At 69.6% G+C, this 25659-nt stretch carries 23 protein-coding genes; 16 read left to right on the forward strand and 7 right to left on the reverse strand.

All coding sequences use genetic code 11. The annotated features are described in order from the left end of the window. Positions 1–43 precede the first annotated feature (43 nt). The 6 genes from BM076_RS32150 (at position 44) to BM076_RS32165 (ending at position 4838) form a co-directional block, all read left to right on the forward strand. The gene (locus BM076_RS32150; protein WP_093717289.1) at positions 44–607 is read left to right on the forward strand and encodes a DUF6328 family protein; all 564 of its coding nucleotides are present in this window, start codon (positions 44–46) and stop codon (positions 605–607) included. A 108-nt stretch (positions 608–715) separates the two neighbouring features. Further along, positions 716–1993: a low temperature requirement protein A gene (locus BM076_RS32155; protein ID WP_093717290.1), complete on the forward strand. Its 1278-nt coding sequence runs from the start codon at positions 716–718 to the stop codon at positions 1991–1993. A 121-nt stretch (positions 1994–2114) separates the two neighbouring features. Further along, entirely contained in the window at positions 2115–2414 is a 300-nt protein-coding gene (locus tag BM076_RS36280) for a hypothetical protein (RefSeq protein WP_143120701.1), read from the forward strand. 250 nt (positions 2415–2664) lie between these two features. After that, on the forward strand, positions 2665–2829 hold the full coding sequence (locus BM076_RS36890) for a hypothetical protein (RefSeq protein ID WP_177246715.1): 165 nt from the start codon (positions 2665–2667) through the stop codon (positions 2827–2829). Between the two features lie 481 nt (positions 2830–3310). Continuing rightward, on the forward strand, positions 3311–4153 hold the full coding sequence (locus tag BM076_RS32160) for a helix-turn-helix domain-containing protein (protein WP_093717291.1): 843 nt from the start codon (positions 3311–3313) through the stop codon (positions 4151–4153). Between the two features lie 73 nt (positions 4154–4226). Then, positions 4227–4838, forward strand: coding sequence for a dihydrofolate reductase family protein (locus tag BM076_RS32165; protein WP_093717292.1), 612 nt, complete (start codon positions 4227–4229; stop codon positions 4836–4838). Positions 4839–4953: 115 nt separating this feature from the next. Here BM076_RS32165 and BM076_RS32170 read toward each other — a convergent pair whose 3' ends face one another. After that, entirely contained in the window at positions 4954–5412 is a 459-nt protein-coding gene (locus tag BM076_RS32170; RefSeq protein WP_093717293.1) for a hypothetical protein, read from the reverse strand. A gap of 254 nt (positions 5413–5666) precedes the next feature. Between BM076_RS32170 and glgX the strand changes: the two genes are divergently transcribed. From glgX to BM076_RS32185, 3 genes are all read left to right on the forward strand, one after another. After that, entirely contained in the window at positions 5667–7787 is a 2121-nt protein-coding gene (gene glgX, locus BM076_RS32175; RefSeq protein WP_093717294.1) for a glycogen debranching protein GlgX, read from the forward strand. Positions 7788–8022: 235 nt separating this feature from the next. Beyond that, a complete protein-coding gene (locus BM076_RS32180) occupies positions 8023–8382 on the forward strand; it encodes a hypothetical protein (RefSeq protein ID WP_093717295.1) in 360 nt (119 codons plus the stop codon). 407 nt (positions 8383–8789) lie between these two features. Beyond that, complete coding sequence (locus BM076_RS32185) at positions 8790–8960, forward strand: hydrophobic protein (protein ID WP_093717296.1); 171 nt, start codon at positions 8790–8792, stop codon at positions 8958–8960. 217 nt (positions 8961–9177) lie between these two features. On the opposite strand, the gene BM076_RS32190 is transcribed toward BM076_RS32185, so the two are convergent. After that, positions 9178–10008 (reverse strand): hypothetical protein, encoded by an 831-nt coding sequence (locus BM076_RS32190; protein ID WP_093717297.1) that lies wholly within the window; start codon positions 10006–10008, stop codon positions 9178–9180. A 190-nt stretch (positions 10009–10198) separates the two neighbouring features. Between BM076_RS32190 and BM076_RS32195 the strand changes: the two genes are divergently transcribed. Continuing rightward, positions 10199–10969, forward strand: coding sequence for a DUF1206 domain-containing protein (locus BM076_RS32195; protein WP_245796593.1), 771 nt, complete (start codon positions 10199–10201; stop codon positions 10967–10969). A 158-nt stretch (positions 10970–11127) separates the two neighbouring features. Here the strand turns inward: BM076_RS32195 and BM076_RS32200 are convergent, their stop codons facing one another. The 3 genes from BM076_RS32200 to BM076_RS32210 form a co-directional block, all read right to left on the reverse strand. After that, positions 11128–11421, reverse strand: a complete 294-nt coding sequence (locus BM076_RS32200) for an ATP-binding protein (protein ID WP_093717299.1) — start codon at positions 11419–11421, stop codon at positions 11128–11130. A gap of 309 nt (positions 11422–11730) precedes the next feature. Then, the gene (locus BM076_RS32205; RefSeq protein ID WP_093717300.1) at positions 11731–12003 is read right to left on the reverse strand and encodes a hypothetical protein; all 273 of its coding nucleotides are present in this window, start codon (positions 12001–12003) and stop codon (positions 11731–11733) included. A gap of 383 nt (positions 12004–12386) precedes the next feature. Next, positions 12387–15677, reverse strand: coding sequence for a helix-turn-helix transcriptional regulator (locus tag BM076_RS32210; protein WP_093717301.1), 3291 nt, complete (start codon positions 15675–15677; stop codon positions 12387–12389). A 285-nt stretch (positions 15678–15962) separates the two neighbouring features. Here BM076_RS32210 and BM076_RS37120 point away from each other — a divergent pair, with 285 nt between their 5' ends. From BM076_RS37120 to BM076_RS32220, 4 genes are all read left to right on the forward strand, one after another. Continuing rightward, entirely contained in the window at positions 15963–16082 is a 120-nt protein-coding gene (locus BM076_RS37120; protein ID WP_218160136.1) for a class III lanthipeptide, read from the forward strand. 38 nt (positions 16083–16120) lie between these two features. Continuing rightward, on the forward strand, positions 16121–16240 hold the full coding sequence (locus BM076_RS37125; protein WP_218160137.1) for a class III lanthipeptide: 120 nt from the start codon (positions 16121–16123) through the stop codon (positions 16238–16240). A 113-nt stretch (positions 16241–16353) separates the two neighbouring features. Continuing rightward, complete coding sequence (gene lanKC / locus BM076_RS32215) at positions 16354–19071, forward strand: class III lanthionine synthetase LanKC (RefSeq protein WP_093717302.1); 2718 nt, start codon at positions 16354–16356, stop codon at positions 19069–19071. Continuing rightward, positions 19068–20600 (forward strand): ATP-binding cassette domain-containing protein, encoded by a 1533-nt coding sequence (locus tag BM076_RS32220; protein WP_093717303.1) that lies wholly within the window; start codon positions 19068–19070, stop codon positions 20598–20600. The genes lanKC and BM076_RS32220 overlap by 4 nt, the downstream gene beginning before the upstream one ends. A gap of 131 nt (positions 20601–20731) precedes the next feature. Here BM076_RS32220 and BM076_RS32225 read toward each other — a convergent pair whose 3' ends face one another. Further along, a complete protein-coding gene (locus tag BM076_RS32225; protein ID WP_093717304.1) occupies positions 20732–21130 on the reverse strand; it encodes an ATP-binding protein in 399 nt (132 codons plus the stop codon). 182 nt (positions 21131–21312) lie between these two features. Here BM076_RS32225 and BM076_RS32230 point away from each other — a divergent pair, with 182 nt between their 5' ends. After that, positions 21313–21630, forward strand: a complete 318-nt coding sequence (locus BM076_RS32230) for an STAS domain-containing protein (RefSeq protein ID WP_093717305.1) — start codon at positions 21313–21315, stop codon at positions 21628–21630. A 36-nt stretch (positions 21631–21666) separates the two neighbouring features. Here the strand turns inward: BM076_RS32230 and BM076_RS32235 are convergent, their stop codons facing one another. Then, the gene (locus BM076_RS32235) at positions 21667–22932 is read right to left on the reverse strand and encodes an ROK family transcriptional regulator (RefSeq protein WP_177246717.1); all 1266 of its coding nucleotides are present in this window, start codon (positions 22930–22932) and stop codon (positions 21667–21669) included. Between the two features lie 319 nt (positions 22933–23251). Here BM076_RS32235 and BM076_RS32240 point away from each other — a divergent pair, with 319 nt between their 5' ends. Continuing rightward, complete coding sequence (locus tag BM076_RS32240; RefSeq protein WP_245796587.1) at positions 23252–25402, forward strand: discoidin domain-containing protein; 2151 nt, start codon at positions 23252–23254, stop codon at positions 25400–25402. Positions 25403–25659: the final 257 nt, after the last annotated feature.

Genomic DNA, 25659 nt, shown 5'->3' on the forward strand with positions numbered 1-25659 from the left:
AACACCAAGTATTTACCTTCCCATGAACAAATCTGGAGGATCCGTGTCCGTTCCGCCGCCCGCGTCCACCGGTCCGAGACATCGCCCCGACCCGGACGCCGACGACGGCGTCCACACCGGCCTCGCGGACGGCCTCGAGGAGGAGAACGACCAGGAGCGGGCCAACAGACGCTGGGGAGAGGTGCTGCAGGAGACCCGCGTCGCGCAGATGGGAGTCCAGATCCTGTTCGGCTTCCTGCTCAGCATCTCCTTCACGCCGCACTTCCGTCAGTTGGAAACGTTCGACCTGACCGTCTACGTCACTGCGGTCGTCTCGGGAGCCCTGGCCACCGGTGCGCTGATAGCCCCGGCGTCCATCCACCGCATCCTCGCCGGCCAGAGCCTCAAGCAGGAGATCATCGGCGTGGCGGGCCGCCTGATGGTCTGCGGCATGGCATTGCTCGCGTTGACTGTCGCCTGCGTGGTGCTGCTGATCCTGCATGTCGCCCTGGACGACGTCGTCGCCGAGATCGTCACCGGCGTCGTAGCGCTCTGGTTCGTCGGCTGCTGGTACGGACTCCCGGTGTGGCTCCGTCGCAGGACCGCGCGCCACGGTCAACAGGCATGACCCACGTCGCGCGGCCGGCCGCCGTCGCACTCCTGCGAGCAACGGCCGCTCTTCCCTCCGCGGGCATTGGCAGGAGCAAAGCGGAAGCCTCTCCACGGAAGGTGGCCCATGCCGAAGACGACCGGTGATGCGGTGGACCCCACTCTGACGGCGGAAGCGCACGACACAGGCGGCGCCTCCGACGCCCGTGACGAGGACACGAAGCAAGTCAGCTGGGCCGAGCTGTTCTTCGACCTCGTATACGTCTTCGCCATCACCCAAGTCAGCGCGCTGCTGCAGTCCGACCACACATGGGCCGGCGTCGGCCGCGCTCTGATCGTGTTCGTCCCCGCCTACTGGGCCTGGACAGCCACCACCGTGCACGCCAACCGGCAGGACGTGGAGAACGCCGTCGACCGGATCGGCATCTTCGCCGTCGGCCTGAGCGCACTGTTCATGGGCCTGGCGATACCGGACGCGTACGGCGACCGCGGGCTGCTCTTCGGCGGAGCGTATCTGGCCGCGCGGTCGGTACTTCACGTTCTGGCGCTGCGCCGGCAGGAGGTCCGCCTCAACTCCTTCCTCGTGGGTGCCTTCGTCAGCAGCCCGCTGCTCCTCGTCGGCGGTCTGGTGGAGGGGCACGCGCGGATCGCCCTGTGGGCGGCGGCCGCGCTGGTCGACACGCTCACTCCGCAGCTCATCCGGCGGAAGACGGCCGGTTCACCGTTTCACTCGGGCCACTTGCCCGAGCGTTTCGGCCTGCTCCTGATCGTGGCGCTCGGCGAGACCATCATCGCCATCGGCAGTCCGGTCACCGGTTCCCGCCATATCGGCGCCGACGTTCTGGCGGCGGTGGCCGCCGCCTTCACTCTGACCGCCGCCATGTGGTGGGTGTATTTCGCCTTCGCGGCCAGCGCCATGCAGTTCGCGGTGGCCCACGCGAACAGGCAGTTCGACATGGTCCGGCACGTCATGTCGTACGCCCATCTGGGCCTGGTCAGCGGCGTCATCGCCACCGCGGTGGGCATGCACGAGACCGTCGCGCATCCCGGACACAGACTGGGAATCGGTCCGGCCGCGCTGCTGTTCGGAGGCTGCTGCCTGTACCTGGCGGTGTTCGGGTACACCCGTTGGCGGATGTTCCGGCTGTGGTCCACCACCCGGCTCATTGCCTCCGCGATCATTCTCCTCTGCCTGCCGCTCGCCACCCGCATGCCGGCGCTCGGGTCCATGACACTGCTGGCCGCGTTGATCATCGCCCTCGACCTGGTCGAGTGGTACCGGTTGCGGCGCGCCGCGGCCAGGAAGGGAACGCGCGACGGCGCCGACGCCGCATCGGCTGCGGCCGTCGGGAGCGGCGACGCGTCCGAGACCGAGGCCGAGATCCGCGTGGACGCCGAGGCGTAGGACGCGGCGCGCTGCCGAATCCGTCACGGACCGCGTCCACGCGGTTCGTTTGTATCGGAGCTTCGGGTCGGGGCAGGAGGTGCTGCAAGGAGTCCGCGCGTCTGCCGTGAAGGGCGGAGCCATGGCCGATCCGAATGAGTCCGTCGTGGCGGAGACGGACGGAATCATGCCGCCGCACCGGGCCGGTGGTGCGCCGCTGGAGCCGGGACCGGTACAGGTCCCGCACATCACCGGTTCCGGAACCGTGGCCGGCGAAGAGGTCGCACCGGCGGCAGGAGCGCGTGCTCCGGCATCCGCAGTGCTGAACGCTTGCCCGGCCGACACCTCCTCCCCATACGAGGTGGACGCCCTGCCGGCGGCGACCGAGCCGGCGTCGAACGCGCCGCGCCGCGGCGCGGCACCGGCTTCTCCGCATTTTTGAGCCCGGACGCGCGCAGACCGCGGCTGGTCGCCGACTTCGGGTCGACCGGAGTTCCTGTCCCGTCACCCGGTCGTCCGGCACGGACTTCCGCCGTAAGCCTGGTCGGAGCGGTCAGGAGTGCGGCCGCCGCCCGTGTCGTCAGTGCATAACCGGTCCGAGCCGGGGCACACGACCTCCGCGGCACGAGCCCGCAACCGGGGTGCGTTCATCCTTCCGTATGGATGTGCGATGAGAGTTTTAGGGGTCCGTCATGTCAATTTCTTTCGGTCGGCTGTGCCCGGGGGAGGACCAGCCGCACGGTGAGGCGTGCGATCTGCTGGACTTCATCGCGCTTGCCGACGACGAAAAGCACTGCTGCCTCAAGCACCACCCGGACGCGGTTCGGCGTGCTCCTGCCATCGCCGAGGCCGTCTAGGCGGTGTCTGTCGGCTCACCGAGGTCTTCGACTGTGCGCCGACGACGGCGCCCACCCTGTTCCTGGACCTCAGCAACGCCGACCTCGTCCACCGCACAAGCCCGATCGGTACCGGTACGTCCGCCGCCTCAGCCGCGATATGCGGTCCTCGGGATACGCACCCCGGGCGCCCCGTCTTTCCTGCACGGCAGATACGACGGGGCCCGCTACTGTTCCGGTGGCGCGGACCGATCAATCCGACGGGCACCTGATCGAAGTCCCCGGTACGACCGCGTCCGCGGACGCCGTCGTCGTCACCGGAGCCGGTGAGTGAGCCGGGTCCAGCTCTCGCCGGGGGCCATCGGCTCGCCAACGCGCGATCACGGGAAGTGTCGCGCGCGGATCTCGACACTGTCGGATCCGTTCGGCGGACTCGTCGCGGCGCCACCGGCGGCTACGGTGACGATGACCGCGACATCGCAGCACTCCGGCAGGTGAACCCATGGAATACATCGCCCAGGTGCCCGCGTCACCGCTCGACCGGTTCATTGACGACATCTACTGCCTGACCGGTGTGCCGCGCCATCGGCGGGTCACCGTACCGCCGATGCCGTCGGCCCACCTCTTTCTCCACCTCGGTGATCCCGTCCGCCTGAAAGACTCCGACTCCTCGGTGCCGCCGGCCCTCTTCACCGATGGTTGGTTCATGGGTGTGTGGACCAGGCGCTTCCTGGTCGAGTACCCGGAACGCGTACGGCTGGTCGGCGTGCACTTCAAGCCCTGGGGAATGTCGCCGTTCATCGGTGTGCCGGCCGGTGAACTGCGCAACCTGTGGGTGCCGGTCGACGCGGTCTGGCGCCGGTCGATCGGCCGGATCCGTGACCGGGCCGGTGACACCGCGTCGGCTGCAGAGACCCTGCGGGTGGTGGAGGACGAGCTGCGGTCGCGGCTCGCCGATTCCCCGCCGCGCGGCCTCGACCTGGTCCGGCACACCGGCATGCGACTGGAGACGTCGTACGGAGCGATCCCGGTCGGCGCTCTGGCCGACGACGCCGGGGTGAGCGGCAACCATCTGGCGACGCAGTTCAAGGCCCACGTCGGGGTGACCCCGAAACGGGTGGCGCGGATCTACCGCTTCGCGCGCCTGATCGTGTCCGTGGACGCCCGTCTGCCTGTCGACTGGTCAGATCTCGCCCAAGGCGCCGGCTACTTCGACCGAGCCCATTTCACGAGGGAATTCAAGGACTTCACCGGTCTCACCCCGACGCAGTATCTGGACCTGCGGCGCCGCTTCCCCGCCCGGCCGGACTTTCCGCCGGACAGCGGTCCGATGCCCGCCGATTGATTTCTTACATGCGCCCGCGCCCTCCCTCGCGTCAAGATCGACGTGACGCAGACCGACTCCGAGGAGAACTTCCGTGGGCACCGTGATCATGCACAACGTAGTGTCGGTCGACGGCTTCATCGCCGACAAGAACGACGAGGTCGGGCCGCTGCACGAGTGGTACTTCAGCGGGGACACCCCGATCACCCCGGCCGACGACCAGCAGTACGACCACTCCGCGGTCGGCACCGCCTTCCGGGTCTCGCACGCTTCGGCGCCGTACGTACGGGCGACGTGGGACTCGATCGGCGTGATCGTCATGGGCCGCACCCTGTTCGACCTGGTGAACGGGTGGGAGGGCCGCCCGCCAGTCGGCGATCACGTGGTCGTGGTATCGCACCGGCCGAAGCCTGAGGGATGGCATCCGGAAGCCTCCTACCATTTCGCCGAAGACGTCACGACCGCGATCAGCACGGCCCAGGAACTGGCCGGAGACCGGACGATCGCCGTCAACGCCGGTCAGGTCGGCGCCCAGATCCTCGCGGCCGGCCTCGTGGACGAGGTGGCCATGGACGTGGTGCCGGTCGTGTTCGGTTCGGGCAAGCGCTTCTTCGGCGGGATCGACGGGCAGGTGCTGCTGCGGGACCCGCATGTCGTCATCCAGGGCGAGCGAGTTCTGCACCTGCGCTACGAAGTCGCCCGCTAGCACGCGATCCCGGCCAGGCGCCCGCCTGCACCGGCGTGTGCAGCACGCGCGGGTCATGCGCGTCACTCCCTGCGCCGCCGCGGCGCGCCGGCGGGCGGCCTTTGCCGCACGACCGTTACGTCTCGTCGAGAAGCTTGTCCTCGAGCACTGCGGCGTCCGTGGCCAGTTTGCGTGCGGTCGCTTTGGCCTTGGTCAGCATCTCCGCGCGCCGGGCGTAGTCCTGTACTCGGCGATTGGCTTCCGCGTCCGTCAGTTCGGCATGGATGGTCGCCGCGCCCATCATCAAGGCAGAGATGCCGGCTGCCAGACATGTCACCGCCACTGTCACACGGAGCTCGCCGTCGCTTTCCACCGTCAGGGTCTGACCGAGTGCGACCGAAGCCCAGGCGCTCGTGCCGGGCGGATCGGCAGCACGATGCAGCAGAAGTGAACCGTCATCCATGGTGATGCGATCCGCGATCCGCCAGTCGGTGACGGCCAGCCAGTCCTCCAGCGCGCGGCGGTCCCCGGCATGGGTGAAGGCCGGTGCGTCCCCGTGGGCCGACGCAGCAGCCGGATCGTTCCTGTCGCTCATGAAGTGCTCCCTGTGCTGTGAGGTGAGCTGCGGTCGTCGGCTCGGAGGCGGTGTCCAGGACGTGCACCGTCCTTGCGAGCTGCCCTGTCGGGAAGCCGCCAGGCGCGGTTGGTCACTCGGCTCGACGGTGAGCCCGCACCACGACCGCCCTGCTGCACCGTCTGCCCCCGAACATCCGGCGGACAACAACGTCGCGGTCGCGAAGCAGCTGCCGGCCGAGCGTTCTTCCCCGTAACCGGGGCAGTCCTGACGGTATGAACCTTCAGGGCGGTCGCGCCTATCCCCTGGGCGCCGAGTACGACGGCGCCGGCACCAACTTCGCCCTCTTCTCCGAAGTCGCGGAGAACGTGGAACTGTGCCTGATCGACGACGACGGGAATGAGCAGCGTGTCGCGCTCCCGGAGGTCGACGGCTTCGTCTGGCACGGCTACCTACCGGATGTCGGCCCCGGCCAGCGCTACGGCTACCGCGTGCACGGCCCCTTCGACCCGGCCGGCGGACTGCGCTGCAACCCGGCGAAGCTGCTCCTGGACCCTTACGCCAAAGCCGTCGACGGTCAGGTCGACGGGGATCCGTCGCTGTGCGGCCATCGCCTGGACGCGCCCGGGGAACCGGACGACCGCGACTCGCTGGGCCACGGGATGCTGGCTGTGGTGACCGACCCGCGTTCTTTCGACTGGGGTGAGGACCGGCCGCCACGGCACTCGTATCACGACTCGGTGATCTACGAGGCGCACGTGAAGGGCATGACGGCGCTGCACCCCGACGTGCCCGAGGATCTGCGCGGCACGTACGCCGGCCTGGCGCACCCGTCGGTGACCGCTCACCTGGTGGAGCTCGGGGTCACCGCGGTGGAGCTGATGCCGGTGCACCAGTTCACCCAGGACGGCTTCCTGATCGACCGGGGACTGTCGAACTACTGGGGCTACAACACCATCGGCTTCTTCGCACCGCACAACGCGTACGCCGCAGCCGGAAGCCGCGGCGGGCAGGTCGACGAGTTCAAGGAGATGGTCAAGGCCCTGCATGCGGCGGGTCTGGAAGTGATCCTCGACGTGGTCTACAACCACACCGCCGAGGGCAACGACCAGGGCCCGACGCTGTCCTTCCGCGGCATCGACAACGCCTCCTACTACCGCCTGGTCGACGACGACCCGCAGCACTACTTCGACACCACCGGCACCGGCAACAGTCTGCTGATGCGCCACCCGCACGTGCTCCAGCTCATCATGGACTCACTGCGCTACTGGGTCACCGAGATGCACGTGGACGGCTTCCGCTTCGACCTCGCGGCCACACTGCTGCGCCAGTTCCACGAGGTGGACCGACTCTCCGCATTCCTCGACATCGTCCAGCAGGACCCGGTGATCGGCCGGGTCAAGCTCATCGCGGAACCCTGGGACATCGGGGACGACGGCTACCAGGTCGGCAACTTCCCGCCGTTGTGGAGCGAGTGGAACGGCAGGTACCGTGACACCGTTCGCGGCTTCTGGCGCGGCGACCAGGGAACACTGGGCGACCTGGCGGCCCGCATCACCGGCTCGCCGGACCTGTACGAACACGACACCCGGCGCCCCCGGGCGAGCATCAACTTCGTCACGGCCCACGACGGATTCACCTTGCGCGACCTCGTGTCGTACAACGAGCGGCACAACGAGGCCAACGGCGAGGACGGGGCCGACGGCGAGAGCAACAACCGCTCCTTCAACTGCGGCGCCGAGGGACCGTCCGACGACCCGGCAGTGAACGAACTGCGGTCACGCCAGCAGCGCAACATCCTGACGACCCTGCTGGTCTCACAGGGCGTTCCGATGATCGCCCACGGCGACGAGACGGGCCGCACCCAGAACGGCAACAACAACGTCTACTGCCAGGACAACGAAACGGCCTGGATGCACTGGGACCTGGACGACGACAAGCGCGCGCTTGCCGCATTCACCGCCCGGCTGCTCGGACTCCGCCACGACCATCCGGTTTTGCGCCGACGGCGCTTCCTGCACGGCCCGAGCGACACCATCGCCCCGGACCGCGCCGACATCAGCTGGCTGCGCCCGGATGCGAGCCCCATGAACGAGGCCGACTGGCAGCGCGGCGATGCCCACGCCCTCGCCGTTCACCTCGGGGGTGACAGCGACATCGAACGCGCTCAGCGCACCCCCGCCCCCGACGACTCGTTCCTCCTGCTGTTCAACGCCCATCACGAGCCGGTCGACTTCACACTGCCCGCGGCGGAATTCGCCGAGAAGTGGACCGTCGTGGTCAACACGGCCGAGCCGGAAGGCGACACGTCCCACGCCCGCTCCGCCGGCGAGGCCGTCACCCTGACGGCCCACAGCATGCAGATCCTGCGGGCTCCGCGCGCGCAACGGCAGTAGTCGACGGCGCCCGCCTGACGCGCATGTCCACGGCGACATCTCGCCGTGGACATGCGTCGCCGACCATGAGCGTGTCCGCCGGCGGCCAGGCTGCGTCAGCCACGGCGTGCCGGTGCGGTGTGACGGCGCGCGGGTCAGGCGCCTGCCGACGGCCCGGGCAGCTTGGGCAGGACGATTGCCGGGTAGCAACGAGCCGTGACAATTCCGCTGTTACGGACGTCGGAGGATACGCATCATGGGACGCGCCTACCGCTTGACCAGCTTCGCCGCTGCGGCCGTACTGGCCGGGGGAGTGGTTCTCACCGCCGCGTCGCAGGCGGACGCCGCGACGAGCGCCACCTGCTCGGTGGGATTGACGCAGATCGGCGGCGGCGTGCCTGCCGCGTCGTTCCAGACGAGAACCACCGTGTGCCCCGGATGGACGGACGCCGGACCCGCGTACACGTTCCATATCGCGACCATGCAGGTACAGGTCTGGCTCAACAACCGATGGGTTGCTGACGGAACGGTCAGCAACGTCACGACCGCCTGCACGGCCGTCAGGGTCACGGGCACAACCATCGCCGCGACAGGGTGCACGAACCTTTCGGCCTGACAGGGCCGCCGCGCGCCGTTGTCCGCGGCTGCCCCCGAAGCACCTCCGTCCGGCCCCCGGACACTCCCGTTCGGACCGAGGACTGATTGGGCTTCGGATCATGCGGCCGAGGTGATGTGCTCCACCCGCATGTGGCGGTCGTCGGGATCGGTCCCCAGGACGGGCCCCATCGCGTCTCCTTCCTCCGTGCCCTCGGGCGGATCCGGATCACGCGCGACGGTCGCCGTAGCACTGCTCGGATCATGGACGGCCCGGTCTCCGGCGGCCCGTGTGCCCGGGGCGGTCGCTGTCGGCGGTGTCGTTGCTGCCATCCCCGTCGGCGGCCCCGCGGTCATCGCTTCGCTGACATATGTCGTTGGCATGGTTGTGACGGTTGGGGGCATGCGCCTGTCAGGAGGTTGATAATCATGGGACCGTTGCTTCTCGTTCTTCTGTTGGCGCTGATTCTCTTCGGTGCGGGTTTCGCACTGAAGATTCTGTGGTGGGTCGCTGTCGTCGTACTGGTGGTGTGGCTGCTCGGATTCGTGGTCCGCTCCACGAATTCCAGCGGCGGCCGAGGTCGTTGGTACCGCTGGTAGCAGCACACGCGAAAACCGGTGGGCGGCACCCCTCAGGGGTGCCGCCCACCGGCACGTCCGCACTCATTCCGGAAACACGGGGATAGTTCTCGCACGGGCGGAAAGGAGCGCAGTGCCGGGGCGCGCACTGCGCGATTCCCATGTCAACCTCCTGCGCGCCCCGGCGCCCCGCCTGCCGATGAGGGGGGCACCTGGAGGCCGAGGGGCGCGGACGGACTCACTTCTCCTGCCATGTGAAGGAGAACACCACCGTCGCGCCCTTGCAGAGACCGGGCGACAGCATGCCCGCGCGCAGCGTTTTGTCCTTCGCGTGGTAGTCGATTCCCTCGGCCTCGTAGGTTCCGGAACACTTGCTGACTTTCGGCAGCTCGAAAAGGTGCGTGACGGTGGCGTCGATTCGCTTGCCGTCCAGCGGGCGGGGGAGGTCCAGTTGCAGGACGTCGCCCTGGTCGGCGGTGCACACCAGCCGCTGGGCGGAGAAGAAGTCGCATCCCTGGACGTTGTCGACCTCACGGTCGAGGGTGATCTGCCCGGCCTGCGGGAGATTGGCCGTCGCTGACGTCGACTTGTTGAGGACCGGCGCGGGGAACACCTGCAGTCGCTTCTGTGCGCCGAACTCGCCCGCGACGATCCACTGGCCGTCGGGGGAGACGGTGACGAACGAGTTGTTGAATTCTTCTCCCCGGTCCAACGCATGGCGGAACTCAAGGCGTTTGCCGTCGGCGGTGGTGACGAGGAACATTTTTCCGGCGCCTTTCCGCTCATAGGCGTCGAAGGTGACGCCCTTGGCTATGTCCAGATCGCCGACGTGCTCGAAGCCCTCCTTGCGGACCGCCAAAGGTATGCTGCCGAGCCCGCGGTGCACCAGCGCCCCGTCCTCCTTGGTGGCGATCCCCTCCGCGCCTGTCACCGAGTTCACCGTGGCCTTGCCTTCCGGTTTCCACACCCCGTCCGGCGTCGGGTCCTTGGCCGGTGCGCAAGCGGCCACGAGGCCGCACAGCAGGGTGGCGCACGTAGCGGTGACGATCAGGGACGGGCGATTTCGCATGACTGTCCTCGTGCCGGGGCCGCGTTTCACGATCGTGCGATCGTAACGACAACGCATGCCGTGCCCACTTCGCCAACATCTGTGGCTACTCACGGATCGCGAGGGTAGTCGGCCCCGTGTGACAACAGAAACAGCACATTCAACCGGCCGGCGTGGTGCCAAGCGCGCGGCGGACAGCCGTGCGGTCGAGATCGGGGGACGCGCGGGCTTCGTGGCCCGTGGCGTGATCTATCTCCTGGTGGGCGTACTGGCCGTGCGCATCGCGTTCTCCGACGGAGGCGGCCAGCAGGCCGACCGCGGTGGGGCCCTCGCCGACATCGCGCACAAGCCGTTCGGTGATGTCCTGTTGTGGCTCCTGGGTATAGCCCTGGTGGGCATGGCGTTGTGGCGCCTCTCGGAGGCCGTCATCGGGCAGCCGGGGAAGGACGGGGACAAGCCGACGAAACGCCTGGCCGCCGCCGGCCGAGCGGTCTTCTACGGCTTCGTGTCGTATTCGGTCCTGGCCTACGCGGCCGGTGAGAAGGGGAGCGGCAGCGGGGCGACCGACAAGCGCACCGACGACGTCACCGCCAAGGTGCTGGGATGGCCCGGTGGCCAATGGATCCTCGCGATCGCCGGCATCGGTGTCGCGTGCGCGGGTGCGTGGATCGCCGCCCGCGCTCTGATGCGCAAGTTCCACAAGCATCTCAAGATGGCGGAGATGTCCCGCCGCCAGCGCCAAGTCGTCGATGTCCTCGGTATGTTCGGCGGCGCGTCCCGCGGTGTGCTCTTTGCGACGGCCGGCGGTTTCGCCGTCGCTGCCGCCGTTCAGCACAAACCGGGAAAGTCCAAGGGCATGGACGACACTCTGCGGTCGTTCGCCGACACCCCGGCCGGTCCGTGGCTGCTGGTCCTGATCGCTGTCGGTCTGATCGCCTTCGGTCTGTTCTCCTGGGCCAACGCCCGATGGCGCGACGTGTGAGACCGCGTCTGCCGGCCGGCTCGGTGCGGACGTCGCGGGTGTGGGCGCCGCGGATGGTCAGGATGGAGCACATGGTGTGGTGGTCGTCCTCCGCGCAGCTCGGCGCAGATGCTGCGGATGCGGTCGGACCGGGACCTGAGGCATGAGCCAGGACGGGTTCAGACGCCGCCCGTACCGAGCGGCAGGCGCGCGGTGTTCTGTCTGCCCTCGGCCCGCGGCGTGACGGTGTAGCCACCGCACAGCGCGGCGATGTGCAGGTCCATCCCGACCGGCCCGTCGGTGTGCTTGACGGCGTTGGCGACCAGCTCGGACGCCACCAGCGTCGCGCCCTGGACCGATGCTTCGGTGACGACGGTGCCGCTCGCGGTGGCGTTGTACAGGAAGGAAGTCATCAGCCGCCGGGCGGAGGCGATGGTGCCGATCGTGCCCGGGAAGCTTGTGTTGATGCGCATGTCACCATCTCCTGTGCCCCGCGTGCGGTCACAGCCGATACGGTCCACCGCCACGTGTTCAGGACGCATGCTGCCCCTTGTCAGGTTCCGCCTACCCCCGTACCACCGGCTACGCCGAACTATCGCACCGTGACGACGCCGCACACCGCCGGATCACCACAAGTGGCGCACACCGATTCTTCATACGACCGGCCACTGTCCAGTGCCGCCGTCACGCGTTCGGGCGCCCAGTTGGCCTCCGCCCTCGCCCACGTCCACGCCGACGGGATCATTCACCGGGCAGCCGCTCAGGAAGTGCTGCGGAGGCCCTCACGGCGTTGATTGCGCGTCGTCCGGGTCGTCCGCGTCGTCCTGTGGGTCGCGCACGGCGGGGAGCGCGTCGGCCGGGAGGCGGACCACGGTTTCACCGTCCGGAATCCCGGGCGTGTGCCCGGGGGCGGGCCGTTCGGCGCCCGCCGTACGGGCGGCCGGGTCGGCGTCGGCATACTCGACGATCAGGTCGCCGTTGGACGTGTCGCGCCACACGGTGGGCGGTTCGTCGGAGGGACTGGCCGGGGCGACGCCCAGGAACTCCGCATCCATGGTGCCCTCTCCTCCGCGCGGCGTGCACAACGATTCTCCTGACCGTCACCATCCGCGGGTGACTGGTCAAGGACTTCTCGCCCGGGCGGTCCGCAAGCGGTGTCCGCGCGACCGGGAGATCAGAGTGCGACACCTTCCGCGAGCTGTCAACGAACGCGCGGGCCGGGCCGGGCGGAGGGTGGGGCGCCCCGCGTCCGCAGCCCTTGCCCGGGGCGCCCCATGGGTGACCGTGTCCGTCCGCGGGGGACGCATCTGCCGGACTCGATCACCCCATCGGACCGGGTGCCCCGCCGCGAGAGGCATGTGCTCGAACCCCGCCTCGAACAGACGGCTCGTGCGGATGAACCGGCCGACCGGGCGGCGCTGCGCCGCGGGGCGTACCTTCAGCCGTCGATCGGGGTCAGGTGAGCGGCGAAGGACGCGCGATCGGGATGGCCTGTCTTGCGCAGCAGACTCGCGACGTGCTTCTCGGCCGTACGGGGCGAGATGTGCAGCTCTTCCGCGATGCCCCTGTTGCTGGCCCGCCGCACCAGCAGTCGGGCCACGTCGAACTCCCGTACCGTGATGCCGAGTCGTCTCAGATGCGCGGGCACGACCTCCACGCCGACGCGTCGTTGCCGCAACGGTTCGCCCATGCCGCGCAGCAGTCCGCGGCAGGCTTTGGCGGCCTCGGGGAGCGCCGCGGAGTGGAAGAACTCTTCGGCCTCCTGGAGCCAGCCGACCGGATCACCCCAGCCGTCCTCATGGGCCGCTTCGGCCACGAGCCGAAGTCCGAGGTGACGTGCCAGTGGGTAGGGCTCGGCGGCCGCACACGCGGCGCGAGTGGCGGCGTCGGCCTCGCCGGGCCGACCCTCCCGACCGAGCAGTACCGCGTGGGCGAGTCCGGTGAACACGCGATTCCAGCGGTCCCCGGCGGATGTCACGGCGTTTGCGCGCAGGCGGGCGCGACCCAGCCGGCCCGCGAGGACATCGAGCAGGACGCGGGGCCCGAACCGGCCGGAGCCGCGGCCGGCCGGGACGGCGGCGTCCAGGGCGGAGGCCCGTATCCACTCCTGTTCCGCGGACGCCCGGTCCTCGGTCAGCAGATAGCACAGGGCGCGGGCATGACCGTGCGCCAGCGCCCGTACGCCGGGCATGTGGCCGGCGACGGTCTCGAGACGGTCGAGGATTTCAGCGAGGGCATCCAGGTCTCCGCGATGGGCGTGGCGGACGGCGTCGGCGAGCAGCAGCGTGGGCAGCGCCGCACCGAGCCGTGCGTGCGCCACCTCCGCCGCACCGGGCCGTAACCGCAGGGCGGCGGCGGTGAACTCCCCGCGCCTGCTCTCGTCGACCGCCAGCGCCGCGTCCGCGTAGGACGCGGCAACCCGCGCTCCCATGCGTGATGCCTGTCGCCGGACCGTCTCCACGCGCTCCCAGCCCCCGTCCCTGCGTGCGGTCAGACATGCCAGAGCCAGCTCCGCCAGGACTCCTTCGACCGGAAGGCCATGACGCCGGGCGAGGACACAGGCCCTGGTGAGGTGGCTGACGGCGGCCGGCTCGTCCTCCACCGCCGCGAGCCGGCCGAGCAGGACCAGGGCCCTGCAGTGGACATCGGGTAGTTCGGCGCGGGCGGAGGCCGCGGCCGCGCGGTGCGCGCAGGCGGCGGCGGTGCGCCACCCGTCCGTGGCCGGCCGGTACGTCTCCACCTGCGCCGCCGCCAGTTCGACGAGGGCGTGGTGCCGGTCATCGCCGACGCCTCGCAGCAGGCCGCGCGCCACATCGAGGCGGTGCAGCGCGTCGACCGGACGACCCGCCGCGGCGGTCAGCGCCGCGACGTCCGCCGCCAGTACCGCTCGCTCGGCCGATGTCACCGTGCCGTCGTCGAGCGCGTCGACCACCCGGCTCAGCGGCGGCAGGAGCTCGAAGCGGCCCGCACACGCCGCCGCTCGGAGCAACTGCTCCAGAGCTGCCGCCCGCAGCGCGTTGGCGTCCCCGTCCTCCAGCAGTGAGACGGCCCGCAGCAGCAGGTCGACAGCGCGGTCGACGGCACCGGCCGCGATCGCCCGGCGACCGGCCTCCTGGTACAGCCGGGCCGCGTGGAGCGGATCGTCGGCGTGCACCGAAAGGTCGGCGGCGCGTTCGCACCAGTCGCCGGGGAGCCCCGGGTGCAGGGCGTGCAGTGAGGTGAGGGCTCTCCTGGCGTAGCGGATCCGCTCGCCGGGGGTGAGGGAGTCGCGTACCGCCTGAGCCACCGCGGGATGCCGGAAGGCGAACCAGTCCGTCTCCCGGTCCGGTTCCCACAGATAGGAAGCCGTGCCGGAGCGGAACAGCGCCGCCGACTCGCGGTCCTCGCATCCGGTGGCGTGGCGCACGACGGATCCCGGGAAGCGCGCGCCGAACAAGGCGGCGGTGAGGAGCGCGGCCCGGCCCGCCGGCCCGGCACGGTCGGTGCGCGCCATCACGCTGCGGGTCACGGAGTCCGGAAGCGACGTGGTGCGGCCGTTGATCGCGGCCGGCCCGGCGAGGCCGCGGGCCAGTTCCTCGACCAGCAGGGGGTTTCCACGGGACGAGGCGACGACGCGGTCGAGGACGGCCGAACCGACCGCGGCGGCGTTGATGCCCAGTCGTACGGCCACCAGCGCCCGTACCGCCGACGGGGACAACGGGGGAAGGTCGAGGATGGTCGCCGTGCCGCGCTGGGCGGCTCGTGCCGCCAGGTCGCCGGCCACGCAGTCCGAGCGCCCGCAGGTCAGGAGCAGCAGGACCGGCTGGTCGGCGATGTTGTCCATCAGGTACTCGACCACGGCCAGCGTCTGCACGTCGGCGTCCTGCAGATCCTCGAGCACCACGAGGCATCCTTGCCGGCCGATCACGCCGAACAGCCGCAGCAGTCCCTCGGCGACCACCATGGCCGACGCGCTGCCTTCGCCGTCCGACCCCACCGGGCGGTCCTCCGGCTGCGCGCCGCTGACGGCCGGGCCACGAAACGCCGCGGAGGCTACGCGCGTCGACCTTGCCGGCGGCCCATCGGCAGTGCGCCGTGCACGGGCCGGGACGCGTTCGCCGTCCGGGGCACTCCACGGTCCGGACGCCGCCCAGACGGGCACCACGGCGTCGAGCGCGGCGGCCCACGAGCCCATCGAGCCGCGGGAGGGGAGCAACCCCTTGCGGGCCAGATGGTGCAGCGCCTCGATCACGGGACGGAACGGCAGGGCCGGAGTGAGCGAGCTGACACCGCCGCGAGCGGTCGCCATCCCGGCGGCTGCCGCGGCGGCGAGTGCTTCGGAGGCCAGGCGGCTCTTCCCGACACCCGGCTCCCCGGTCAGGAAGAGCGTCCCGCCGCGCCCGGCCGCGGCCGCTGCCAGGACGGTTCGCAGCTGCCGGACTTCGGTGTCCCGACCGATGAGACGTGTGGTCCCGGAGGGAACGGCCGGCGGCTGCGACCGTAAGAGGGTCACCGGTGACACGGCAGGGACACGGTGCGATACGCGATGTGCGACAGGTGTTTCCTCATCAGACTCCCGGTGCGCCACAGGTAGGCCGCGGGTGCGCCGAGTCGGACCCGTCCGGAGGACCGACGGTGCTGTGCCGGCGGTACCGCACGGAGCCACCCGGCCGCAGCGTCGGACTCCTGCGCCGGTACAGCCTGTTCGGCCGGCTGTGCGAGCACGGTGCGGCTCGCGACGGGCGGCCACTCGCGGACCTCAACTCGTGCCCACGATGACGCATCGGCCCATTCGCCGTCAATGGCACACGGTGAGCGGACCACCACCATTCGTGACGGCTCGGTGGTAGTGCCGCATGGGTACCGCCGCGCCGATTTGTGGGTAGCGCCTACCGATGCCTCCGCACCGGCGTCCGGGTTGGCTTGCTGCGCCGACCCGGCCGGTACCCATGTCCGCCGGACAGAGAAGGCCCACCCAACGCGAAACGGGGGGCCGACGGAGCCGGGCCCCCGTCAGCGGTAAAGGAGATCCGTCATGAGCATCCTCGGACTGCAGAAGCTGCAGCCGGCCGTCACCGACAGCGCGGTGGCGGTCATCAGCGCCACCAGCAGCGGACACGACTGCTGCAAGAGCGGCACCAAGCCGGGCGTCTGACGCCCCCCATCCACCCTTCGGACACGAGGAGATCGACGATGAGCATTCTGAACCTGCAGCGCCTGGAGCCGGTTGCCGTCGAGAGCGCGGTGGCGGTCATCAGTTCCACCAGCAGCAGCAGCGACTGCTGCAAGAAGCCCACCCAGCCGGGCGTCTGAGTCACACCTGTGCGGAGGCGGACCCGCCTCCGCACAGTCCCGTTCCGCACCCGCCCGACGTCCGTCCCCCGTCCCACCGTGACGGCATCGGCCGATGACACCACGAGGCAGACATGCGCGACGAACGCTGGGTCAACCGCTTTCTCTTCTCCTGGAACGACACACTGTTCTTCGATCCTCTGGACGTCCACTACGAGCCGCGTGAAGATCACTTCCTCGCCGAGCTGGACGACGCCACGCGTGCGCGATTCCACCGCAACGGCATCTGGTGGAGCCACCGGCACAACGAGGAGCTCCCCGAACAGGGCTGGAAGATCCACGTCTCGTCGAGCCACCGGACGGTGCGTCAGGTCGCGACGACGGTGATCGGCCATCTCGTCGCACGATCCATCGACTTCAAGATCGCGCTGGATCTCAACATCTTCGAGATGCTCAACTCCAAGGCGATGGCCCGCGGAAGCGCGGGAAAGCTGATCACGGTCTACCCCGCCGACGAAGACCAGTTCCGTACGTGTCTCGACGAACTCGCGGCGCTGCTCGAAGGGGCCGAGGGCGCCTACATCCTCTCCGACATGCGGTTCCGCGACAGCAAGGCGCTCTACTTCCGGTACGGCCAGTTCCTGCCCACGCACACCGTGGACGTGATGGGCCGTCACGTGCCGCACATCACCGGTCCCGAAGGACCGGAGCCGGACGAGCGGGCCATCGGCTACACCCAGCCGCCGTGGCAGCCGTGGCCCTTCCAGGACTGGAAACCCGCCGACTACGGGGCCGACGACGACGCCGGTCTGCTGGACGGCCGGTACCGGGTGGTCGAGGCGCTGCAGTTCTCCAATACCGGTGGTGTCTACAAGGCGGAGGACACCTGGCGCGGGGACAGGACGGTCGTGGTGAAGGAGGCCCGTCCGCACACCAACATCAATCCACGGCTGGACCAGGATGCCCTGGACATCTCCGACCGCGAGTGGACGTTCCTCACCCGGCTCGGTGACCTGGCGTCCTTCCCGACCCCGATCAGCAGGTTCCGGCACTGGGAGCACAGCTTCATCGCGGAGGAGTACATCGACGGCAAGGACATCCGGTCGGTGCTGCTGGAGCGCAATCCCCTGGCGCGGCCGATCCGGACGACCGAGGGATCGCGCGCGTTCCTGCGGATCTACCTGTCCGTCTTCCGCGGCCTGACCCAGGCGGTGCGCGCGGCGCACGAACGCCATGTCATCCTCGGCGATCTGTCGGCGGCGAACCTGCTGGTCGACACGGACTCCTACACCGTCACCGTGATCGACCTGGAATCGTGCAGGCTCGCCGAAGCGGACCCCGCGCAGGCGCACCTCGTACAACCCGTCGACCTCTTCACGCCCGGATTCAGCCACTCGCGGCGCCGCTCCAACGCCTCGCAGTACGAGGACGATCTCTACAGCCTGGCCACGACCATGGCCTACTTCATCTTCCCGATCGCCGCGATGCTGTACCTGCGGGAGGACGTCCTTGCGCTGTACCGGCTCTTCACCGACCGGCTGGGCTGGCCGTCCGCCGTGCACGACATCCTGACCGGCCTGGCCGAAGGGCGTGTCACGCTCGACGAGGCTCTGGACTTCCTCACCACCGAGGACGAACTGGTGGCGGCGGTGGTCGACGTGCCGACGCCGGTCCTCGACGAGGCGGCGCTCGGCTTCGCCGAGACCGAGACCTCCGTCGCCGCGTTCATGGCGGCCGTCGCGGATCCCGGGCGCGAGACCCTCTTCCCCGTCGATCCGTTCGCGCACATCACCAACCCTCTCGGCCTCGGCACGGGGGCCTGCGGCGTTCTGTGGGCGATGCGGGACTCCGGCGTCCCGATCCGTCCGGAGTGGACGGCGTGGCTGGCGCGCGGGATCGACGGGATCGATGTCGAGGACTACGCCGACGGATTCATGAACGGCCTGGCCGGCATCGCGTGGGCCGCCGACACACTCGGCCTGGCGGAACAGGCCGGGACGCTGCTGGCGACAGCCAACGAGCGTGCCGTCATGAGCACCGACCACACGTTTTACTACGGTCTGGCCGGAATCGGCATGACCAATCTGCGCTTCCACCTCGAACACGGTGTCCGCGCCTACCTGGACGCCGCCCGTACGTGCGCGGACCGCTTGGTGGCCCTGGCGCACCACGACGGCGATCTCACCTTCTGGCTCAACGACTTCTCCACGAGGGGGCCCTTGACCGGCCTCGGCTTCGGACAGGCGGGGGTGGCGCTGTTCCTGCTCAGGATGACGCAGGCGACGGGGGATCGGCAGTACGCCGAGCTGGGAGGCCGCGCCCTGCGCTGGGAGATGGCGCACGCCGAGACGATCGAGGAAGGCGTGATCATGTTCAAGCACGCCGGAACGATGGAACCGTACGTCGAGGTCGGTTCGGCCGGTGTGCTCCAGGTCCTGCTCCGCTACGGCCTCATGGACGACGCGCGCGAGGTGGCGCGAGCCCTCGACACCGGCCAATCGGTCCTGCCGGGCTACGCCTTCGGACTCACCGGCGTGGCCGACGCCCTGTTGGACGCGGCCGAGATGACGGGTGACGCCACCTACCGGCAATGGGCGCTGGGACAACTGGACTATGTTCGGCGGATCTTCCTGTTCGAGCCTGCCGAGAGGTTCGGACTGCCACGGGAGGAGGGCAGGCGACTGCTCGCGGTCCCGGGGGAGGGGCTGCTGCGCTGCTCGTGCGACTACCTCACCGGATCCGCGGGCCTCCTGAGAGTTCTGCACCGGCTCAACTCGGGCTCGCGCTCGGACTTCCTCCTCGACCGGCTCGGCGATCCGGGCCGGCCGGAAACCGCTCGGGTGACCCGATGACCGAGCTCTGGCGCACCCTCATCGGATACCGCGGGCGCTTCGCCGTGATCCTCGTCCTGGAGGCGTTGGTCAGCGGAGTCGAGGCACTGGTCCATCCGCTCCTGGTCAAAGCGCTCTTCGACCAGGCGATCGTGGCCGGTCATTTCGGGAAGTTCGTCTTCCTGGGCTTGATGTACCTCCTCCTCGGTCTGACCTTGAACATCGGCGGCTACTGGATCTCCCGGTGGCGCAAGTCGTCGGAGAACACCTTCGTCCTGGCCTTGGAGATGGAGCTGCTCGACCGGTCCCTGGACCAGGACGGGCGGACCGTCGCGGAGGCCGGCAGCGCCTCGTACGTCAGCCGTGTGCACAGCGATGTGCGGGACGGAGTGCTCCCGGCGATCGACGTGTGCGTGCAGATCGCCAAACAGGCCCTGGCGTCCGTGGTGTTCGTCGGCGTCCTGCTGTACCTGTCGTGGCAGGCCAGCCTGATCCTGCTGGTGATCATCCCGCCCCTCGTCCTGGTCAGCAATCGCATCGCCCGGCGGATCGAGGACAACACCGAACCCGAACGCGAGGGTGAGGCCCGGTACATCAACACGCTCACCCGCACGCTGGAGGCGATCCACGCACTGCGCGGCGTGCGGTCCTTGCGGCCCGCCACGCGCGCCGCCAACGAGAGGGCCCTGTCCGGCTATCTCGACATCACCTTCGTCAACTACCGCCTCACCCAGAAGCAGAGCACGCTGAGCGACCTGGTGATGAATCTGTCCGACACCACCTCCATGGTCGTCGGGGCCTATTTCGTGTTCGCCGGCCGCATGACCTTCGGCAGCTTCCTGGCCTTCGTGAATTCGCTGTGGCGTGCGGTGACCGGCATCTTCGACCTGATCAACATGATTCCGCAGGTGCGCAGGAACACCGCCGTCCTCAAACGCATCGACGGCCTGCGGCGCGCTCACCCGGCTCCCTACCACCGGGAGGACGCCGTCGTCCTGGTGCGCGGAGCGAGCGTCGAATACGGAGCCGGTCCGGACGCCACGACCGTCGCGATCGACGACTTCGAACTCCGCCCCGGAGAGCACGTCCTGCTGCGGGGCCCCAACGGCTGCGGCAAGACCACACTGCTGCACATCATCGCCGGCGCGCTGGCGCCCGACACCGGGACGGTGACGCTGCCCGCACGCGTGGCGAGCCTGACCGCCCCGGTGAACCTGCCCCCGCTCCCCGTGCGTCAGCTGGTCCCCGACCAGGCGCTGCGCACGGCGCTCGCACTCGACGGGCACACCGACCAGTTGCCGACCGAACTCTCCTCCGGCCAGCGCCAGCGCACCGGCATAGCCGCCGTTCTCTGCCAGGACGCGGACGTCTACCTCCTCGACGAACCCTTCGCCAATCTCGACCAGCACAGCCGTGATCTGGTGCTCCTCGCGATCGAGGAGCGCACCAGGGACCACGGACTGCTGGTCGTCCACCACGGCGACGACGCTCTCGACGCGCGGTTCGACCGCGTCGCCAACCTCGCCGGGGCGGCGGCGCTGCGCGCCTGACCACCCGCCCGGACAACGGTCGGCGTCGTACGGCTGTGAGAGTGGACGCCCCCGCCAGGACGGGACGGAACGCGGTGGTGCCTCACCGGGAGCCCTTCCTACTGCCTCGCCGGGGTGTCCGTCCGGGCGGATCAGGACGGCAGCCGGTCGGCGCGCAGCGTGGTGGTGACCTGTTTGCCCACGCCTCGCCTGGTCACATGCACGGGTCCGCACAGCGTGCTGATGATCGTCATGCCGTGGTGCCCGGCGGACACCTGATCAGGTGCGGGGGCGGCCGGCCGCAGGGGCGAGGTGTCCCAGACGGTGATCCGCACGGCGTCGCCGACCAGCTCCATCACGATGCCGCAGGGGCCCGGTGTGTGTTTCACGGCGTTGGTCACCAGCTCGGACACCACCAGCCGAGCGTCGCCCAACAGGCGCTGCGCCGGGGCGAAGCCGTCGGCGTCGGCCCGGCACATGAACGCGGTGACCAGGTTGCGTGCGGCGGCGATCGACCCGGAGCCGCCGGTGTAGGTGCCGCTGATCCTCATGCTTCCGCTCCCGTTCGTGCGGCACACCTGCGGTGGGCGGCGCGGGCCGCGCTCACTGGGCCGTACCTCCCGTCTGCCCTTTCCTGTGAGTGCCATGGGTGCGGGCTTCGCGGTGCGTAACAATTGCAGTTCGACAAGAGTTTGATGATGAAGACTTCGCGGTTCGGCGGCATACTGCTTCCATGCCGTCCCGCGGATCCGCTCCCACTCCGCTGCCCGTCGTGGCCGCCCGAGGGGAGCTCGACGCCGAGAACCTGCCGTCCCTGGAAGCGCGGATCGAGGCAGCCACCGCCGACGCTCCCGGTGTCGTCCTCGACATCAGCGACGTCACCTTCGGCGACTCCAGTTTCATCAATCTGCTGCTGCGCATCCATCAGGCCACCGATCTGCGTGTGGCCGGTCCGCAGCCACAGGTGGAGCGCCTGTTCCGTCTCGTGGGCGTGGACGCGCTCCTTCGGATCTACCCCACAGCGGCATTGGCACAAGCCGTGCCCCGCTGACGCCGGTTCCGGTCGTCGCGTTCCCGCGCGCCGATCTCAGGTCAGGGCCGGGGACCTGTTCATCGTCCCGGCGGGATCCTGATAGATCGACTCCAACGCGTACTGGGCCGCGCCGCGGAGCGCCGAGGTGTACATGTACGTGGAGGGCCGCACCTGGCAGGTGGTGACGGCCGGGGCAAGGGTCCGTTCGTCGAGGATCCGCTGCACCGGTTCGAGCAGGTAGTCGGCGAACTGGTGGAAGTATCCGCCGACGACAACGAGTCGGGGGTCGAAGGCGTCGACGATCAGCGACAGACCGCGTCCGAGGCCGGCCGCGAGGTCGCGCAGCGCACCGAGGACACGCTCGTCGCCCGCCCCGGCGCGGCGGTGGAGTTCGGCCAGGCGCTGCTCCCGGTCGGTCATCGTGTTCCTGACGGTGTCGGTGGGGTCGGCGGCCTTCTTCAGGAACGCGCCGAGGCCGACCATGGTCTCCCAGCAGCCGAGTCGCCCGCAGACACACGGCACCGGCTCGGGGTTGACGGGCATGTGGCCGAACTCGCAGGCCCGGTCGTGGGCGCCGTGGTAGAACCGGCCCGCGTTGTACACACCGCCGCCGACACCGACCTCGCCGGTCACGTAGACCAGGTCCTGCACGCCGTCGCCCGCCACGGCCAGGTACTCCGCGACGGTGCCCAGGTGGGCGTCGTTGCGGACGGAGACGGGAGGCAGCACGGTCCCGGCGAGCCGCTCCTTCAGCGGACCGCCGACCGCGACGTCGTGCCAGTCGAGATTGACCGAGGTCGTGATCGTTCCGGTGGCGGGGTCGGCGCCGCCGGGCGCCGCGACGGTGATACCGACCGGAGTGATGCCGCCGGCACGCGTGTGCGCGATGGCACTTTCCAGCAAGCCGGCGGTGATGTCGAGCGTGCCGCCCGGCCCGAGCAGCGGGACGTCGGCGGCGGCCCGCCGTTCGAAGACGGTCCGACCGCGCAGATCGACAACGATGGTGGCGACGTAGTCGCAGTTGATCTCGAGCCCGATCCCGCACACGCCGCGCCCGTCCAGTTCGACCGCGAGACGCGGCCTGCCGATGACGCCCTCGCCGCGTACCAGGTCTCCCTCGCGGACCAGGCCCAGGTCCGACAGTTCGTTGACGAGCGTGGAGATGGTCGCTTTGGGCAGGCCCGTGTCCTCGGCCAGCGCGGTGCGCGACCGCGGTCCGCCGTCGCGCAGGAGCCTGAGGACCAGCCCGAGGTTGCCGGGGCGGATGGAGGAACGGTCGGTGACGCGCGGCCGGGCGAGGCCGGCGGCATCGGTGCGCATTCTCGTCACAGAACTCTCCAGTGGTCGCGGCGTGGCGCGGGACCACCTTGCCAGGAACGGAGGAGTGAGGGGGATTGACATGCCCTCGACTTAGTAAGAACAATAAGCGAACTAAAGGCCCCATGTCACCTCCAGGCCGGAAACCGCAGGTGAGACCCTCCGACGCAGGGGAGCCCTCGCGTCCGCAGATCGTCACCCTCGCCCGCGGACGTGCGGTCATCGGCAGGTGCCGAGCACGTCCAGGCCGAGGGTCTGGGACCACCCGCCCCACGAGGAACGGAAGATCCCTGTGTCACGTTCTCGCAGAGCATGGGCCGCCGTGGCCGGAGTGATCGCCCTGGCGATCGCGACGGCGGTCGGCCCGCCGACCCCGGCGTCGGCGACCCCGCCGAGCGCTGCCTACACCGTCACGGTCGGTGCCGCCGGCGATTTCCCGTACCAGACGGACTCGCCGGCGAGCCCCTACATCGACAAGGACGGCACCTTCTACTTCCAGCAGTCCTACAACCAGTACAACGACGCCACGACGCCGGACCACTACTTCCAGTTCTTCAGCGGCACCACCATGGACACCGCGACACTCAACACCGGCATCAGCAACGCGACGGATCCCGACAACCCGCAGGACAGCAACGCCAACACCGTCTGGCGCTGTCAGCACAGCCCCACCGGACTGACCGCAACGCCGAGCTCGGGCTACCCGCTGGGCAATTACTGCGACCTGATCGGCACCTGGGTCGACCCCGACACCGGGGACTGGTACGGCCTGGTCCACAACGAGTTCACCGGCCAGCCCTTCGGCGACGGCCTGCACTTCGACTCCATCGACTGGGCGGTCTCGCACAACCAGGGCCACACCTGGGCGATCACCGGCCACGCGATCACCTCGCCGTACAGCACCACACGGGGCGACACCGGCGCCTTCCCGCAGCAGAGCTACTACTACGGCGACGGCGACCAGCGGCTCTTCGCGGACGTGGCCTCCGGCTACTTCTACCTCTACTACACCAGCCGGGTCGTTCCCAAGGGCGGCGTGAGCGGCGCGACCGTCAGCCAGGCGCACGTGGCCCGCTGCCCCATGTCCGCCAAGATGACCACCGGATGCTGGCACAAATGGTACGACGGCACCTGGTCGCAGCCCGGAGTCGGCGGCTCCGAGAGCAACATGGTGCCGGTCAGCGCCTCCAACTCCACCGGCTACACCCCGGTCGCCGGGGAGTACAGCCCCTCCACCCCGGGGAGCCCGGAGGACCAGGTCGCCGCGGGCAAACTGCCGCCCAAGGCCGACCTGCTGACCATGAACATCGCCTACGACGCCTACCTGGGCCTGTACATCGGCGAGCCGGAGGTCATCGACCAGGACGCCGGCGCGACGCAGCGCTTCTACGTCACCGACGACCTGTCGACGCAGAAGTGGCACCTCATCGGCGACACCGGCAGCCGTACCACCGGCTCCTGGTACCGGTGGTTCCTCGACAGCGTCAACAAGACCAGCTCCACCATCATCGGCAAGACCTTCCGGTCGTACTGCTCGGTCAACTGCATGGACCTGGGCTCCAAAACGGACATCACCATCAGCTCCACGGCACCCGCCGTGCCGCCGGTCGACACCTCGAAGACCTACCTGATCGGCAGCGCGTCCGGCCGGGTGCTGGCCCAGACGGCGGGCGGCTCCGCGACGACATCGGTGCCGGCGGCGACCGGATCGGCGCTCGAATCCTGGAAGTTCAGCCCCCGCGGCGACGGGTCGTTCACGATCGCCAACGCGTCCACCGGACGCCTGCTGGGTGTCGACTCCAGCACGACGGCCACCCGCGCCTGGGCGACAAAGCCGACCGCGACCGCGCCCGGCTCCGGCGGCGCCACCGTCGGCCAGCAGTGGTGGATCATCAAGAACACCACCGGGACCTTCCGATTGGTCAACCGCTACAGCGGGCTGGCGCTCGCCATGTCCTCGAACGCCGCACGCCCGGCCGAGACCACACCGTCCCGGAGCTGGACCAACAGCACCGGCAACGCCGTCGGCGGAACGCGCACCGCGGACGAGCAGACGCTCACCTTCGCCCCGACGGGATCGCCCGCGACCGACCTCGCCCAGGGGAAGCCGACCACCGCGTCTTCGGTGGAAAGCCCCTCCTATCCGGCCGCGTACGCCACCGACGGCAGCCCCGGCACCCGCTGGTCCAGCGGCTCCAGCGACCCGCAGTGGCTGCGCGTCGACCTCGGAAGCACGCACACCATCCGCGAAGTGAAGCTCAACTGGGAAGCCGCCTACGGCAGGGCCTTCACAGTCCAGACCTCGCCGGACAGCAGGACCTGGACGACGATCTACTCGACCACCAAGGGCACGGGCGGCGTCCAGGACTTGACCGGACTGGCCGGCTCGGGACGCTACGTCCGCATCTACGGCACCGCCAGAGGCACCGGCTACGGCTACTCCTTGTGGTCGTTCGAGGTCCACGGCACCTGACCCGGAGGTGCCCGGGGCAGTCCGGGGAGGTCCGGGGCGAGGGGGCCATGGGGGAGCCCTTTAAGGACGGGCGGTCCGGCCGGCAGGAGCGCGTGAGCATTTGTGATCGGTAACAAAGGTGGTCGATCCGTCGTGCGGGGCCGACCTCTCCGTTCATCGGATCCGCTGTGAGCGCTGTCCCGGTCCACCCGCCGTACCGCGACAGCACCCCGCCCGGCGCCGATGTGGCCGACAGCCGGGCGGGGTGTGCGGACGTA

The organism is Actinacidiphila alni (genome assembly GCF_900112845.1).
GTDB classification, from domain to species: domain Bacteria; phylum Actinomycetota; class Actinomycetes; order Streptomycetales; family Streptomycetaceae; genus Actinacidiphila; species Actinacidiphila alni.

Coding starts and splice junctions, on each gene's coding strand:
- BM076_RS32190 (WP_093717297.1), bottom strand. CDS start 10,008: ATGCGAAATCGCCCGTCCCTGATCGTCACCGCTACGTGCGCCACCCTG.
- BM076_RS32180 (WP_093717295.1), top strand. CDS start 8,023: ATGGGACGCGCCTACCGCTTGACCAGCTTCGCCGCTGCGGCCGTACTG.
- BM076_RS32225 (WP_093717304.1), bottom strand. CDS start 21,130: ATGAGGATCAGCGGCACCTACACCGGCGGCTCCGGGTCGATCGCCGCC.
- BM076_RS32185 (WP_093717296.1), top strand. CDS start 8,790: ATGGGACCGTTGCTTCTCGTTCTTCTGTTGGCGCTGATTCTCTTCGGT.
- glgX (WP_093717294.1), top strand. CDS start 5,667: ATGAACCTTCAGGGCGGTCGCGCCTATCCCCTGGGCGCCGAGTACGAC.
- BM076_RS32235 (WP_177246717.1), bottom strand. CDS start 22,932: ATGCGCACCGATGCCGCCGGCCTCGCCCGGCCGCGCGTCACCGACCGT.
- BM076_RS32220 (WP_093717303.1), top strand. CDS start 19,068: ATGACCGAGCTCTGGCGCACCCTCATCGGATACCGCGGGCGCTTCGCC.
- BM076_RS36890 (WP_177246715.1), top strand. CDS start 2,665: ATGTCAATTTCTTTCGGTCGGCTGTGCCCGGGGGAGGACCAGCCGCAC.
- BM076_RS32205 (WP_093717300.1), bottom strand. CDS start 12,003: ATGGATGCGGAGTTCCTGGGCGTCGCCCCGGCCAGTCCCTCCGACGAA.
- lanKC (WP_093717302.1), top strand. CDS start 16,354: ATGCGCGACGAACGCTGGGTCAACCGCTTTCTCTTCTCCTGGAACGAC.
- BM076_RS32155 (WP_093717290.1), top strand. CDS start 716: ATGCCGAAGACGACCGGTGATGCGGTGGACCCCACTCTGACGGCGGAA.
- BM076_RS36280 (WP_143120701.1), top strand. CDS start 2,115: ATGGCCGATCCGAATGAGTCCGTCGTGGCGGAGACGGACGGAATCATG.
- BM076_RS32230 (WP_093717305.1), top strand. CDS start 21,313: ATGCCGTCCCGCGGATCCGCTCCCACTCCGCTGCCCGTCGTGGCCGCC.
- BM076_RS37120 (WP_218160136.1), top strand. CDS start 15,963: ATGAGCATCCTCGGACTGCAGAAGCTGCAGCCGGCCGTCACCGACAGC.
- BM076_RS37125 (WP_218160137.1), top strand. CDS start 16,121: ATGAGCATTCTGAACCTGCAGCGCCTGGAGCCGGTTGCCGTCGAGAGC.
- BM076_RS32200 (WP_093717299.1), bottom strand. CDS start 11,421: ATGCGCATCAACACAAGCTTCCCGGGCACGATCGGCACCATCGCCTCC.
- BM076_RS32160 (WP_093717291.1), top strand. CDS start 3,311: ATGGAATACATCGCCCAGGTGCCCGCGTCACCGCTCGACCGGTTCATT.
- BM076_RS32170 (WP_093717293.1), bottom strand. CDS start 5,412: ATGAGCGACAGGAACGATCCGGCTGCTGCGTCGGCCCACGGGGACGCA.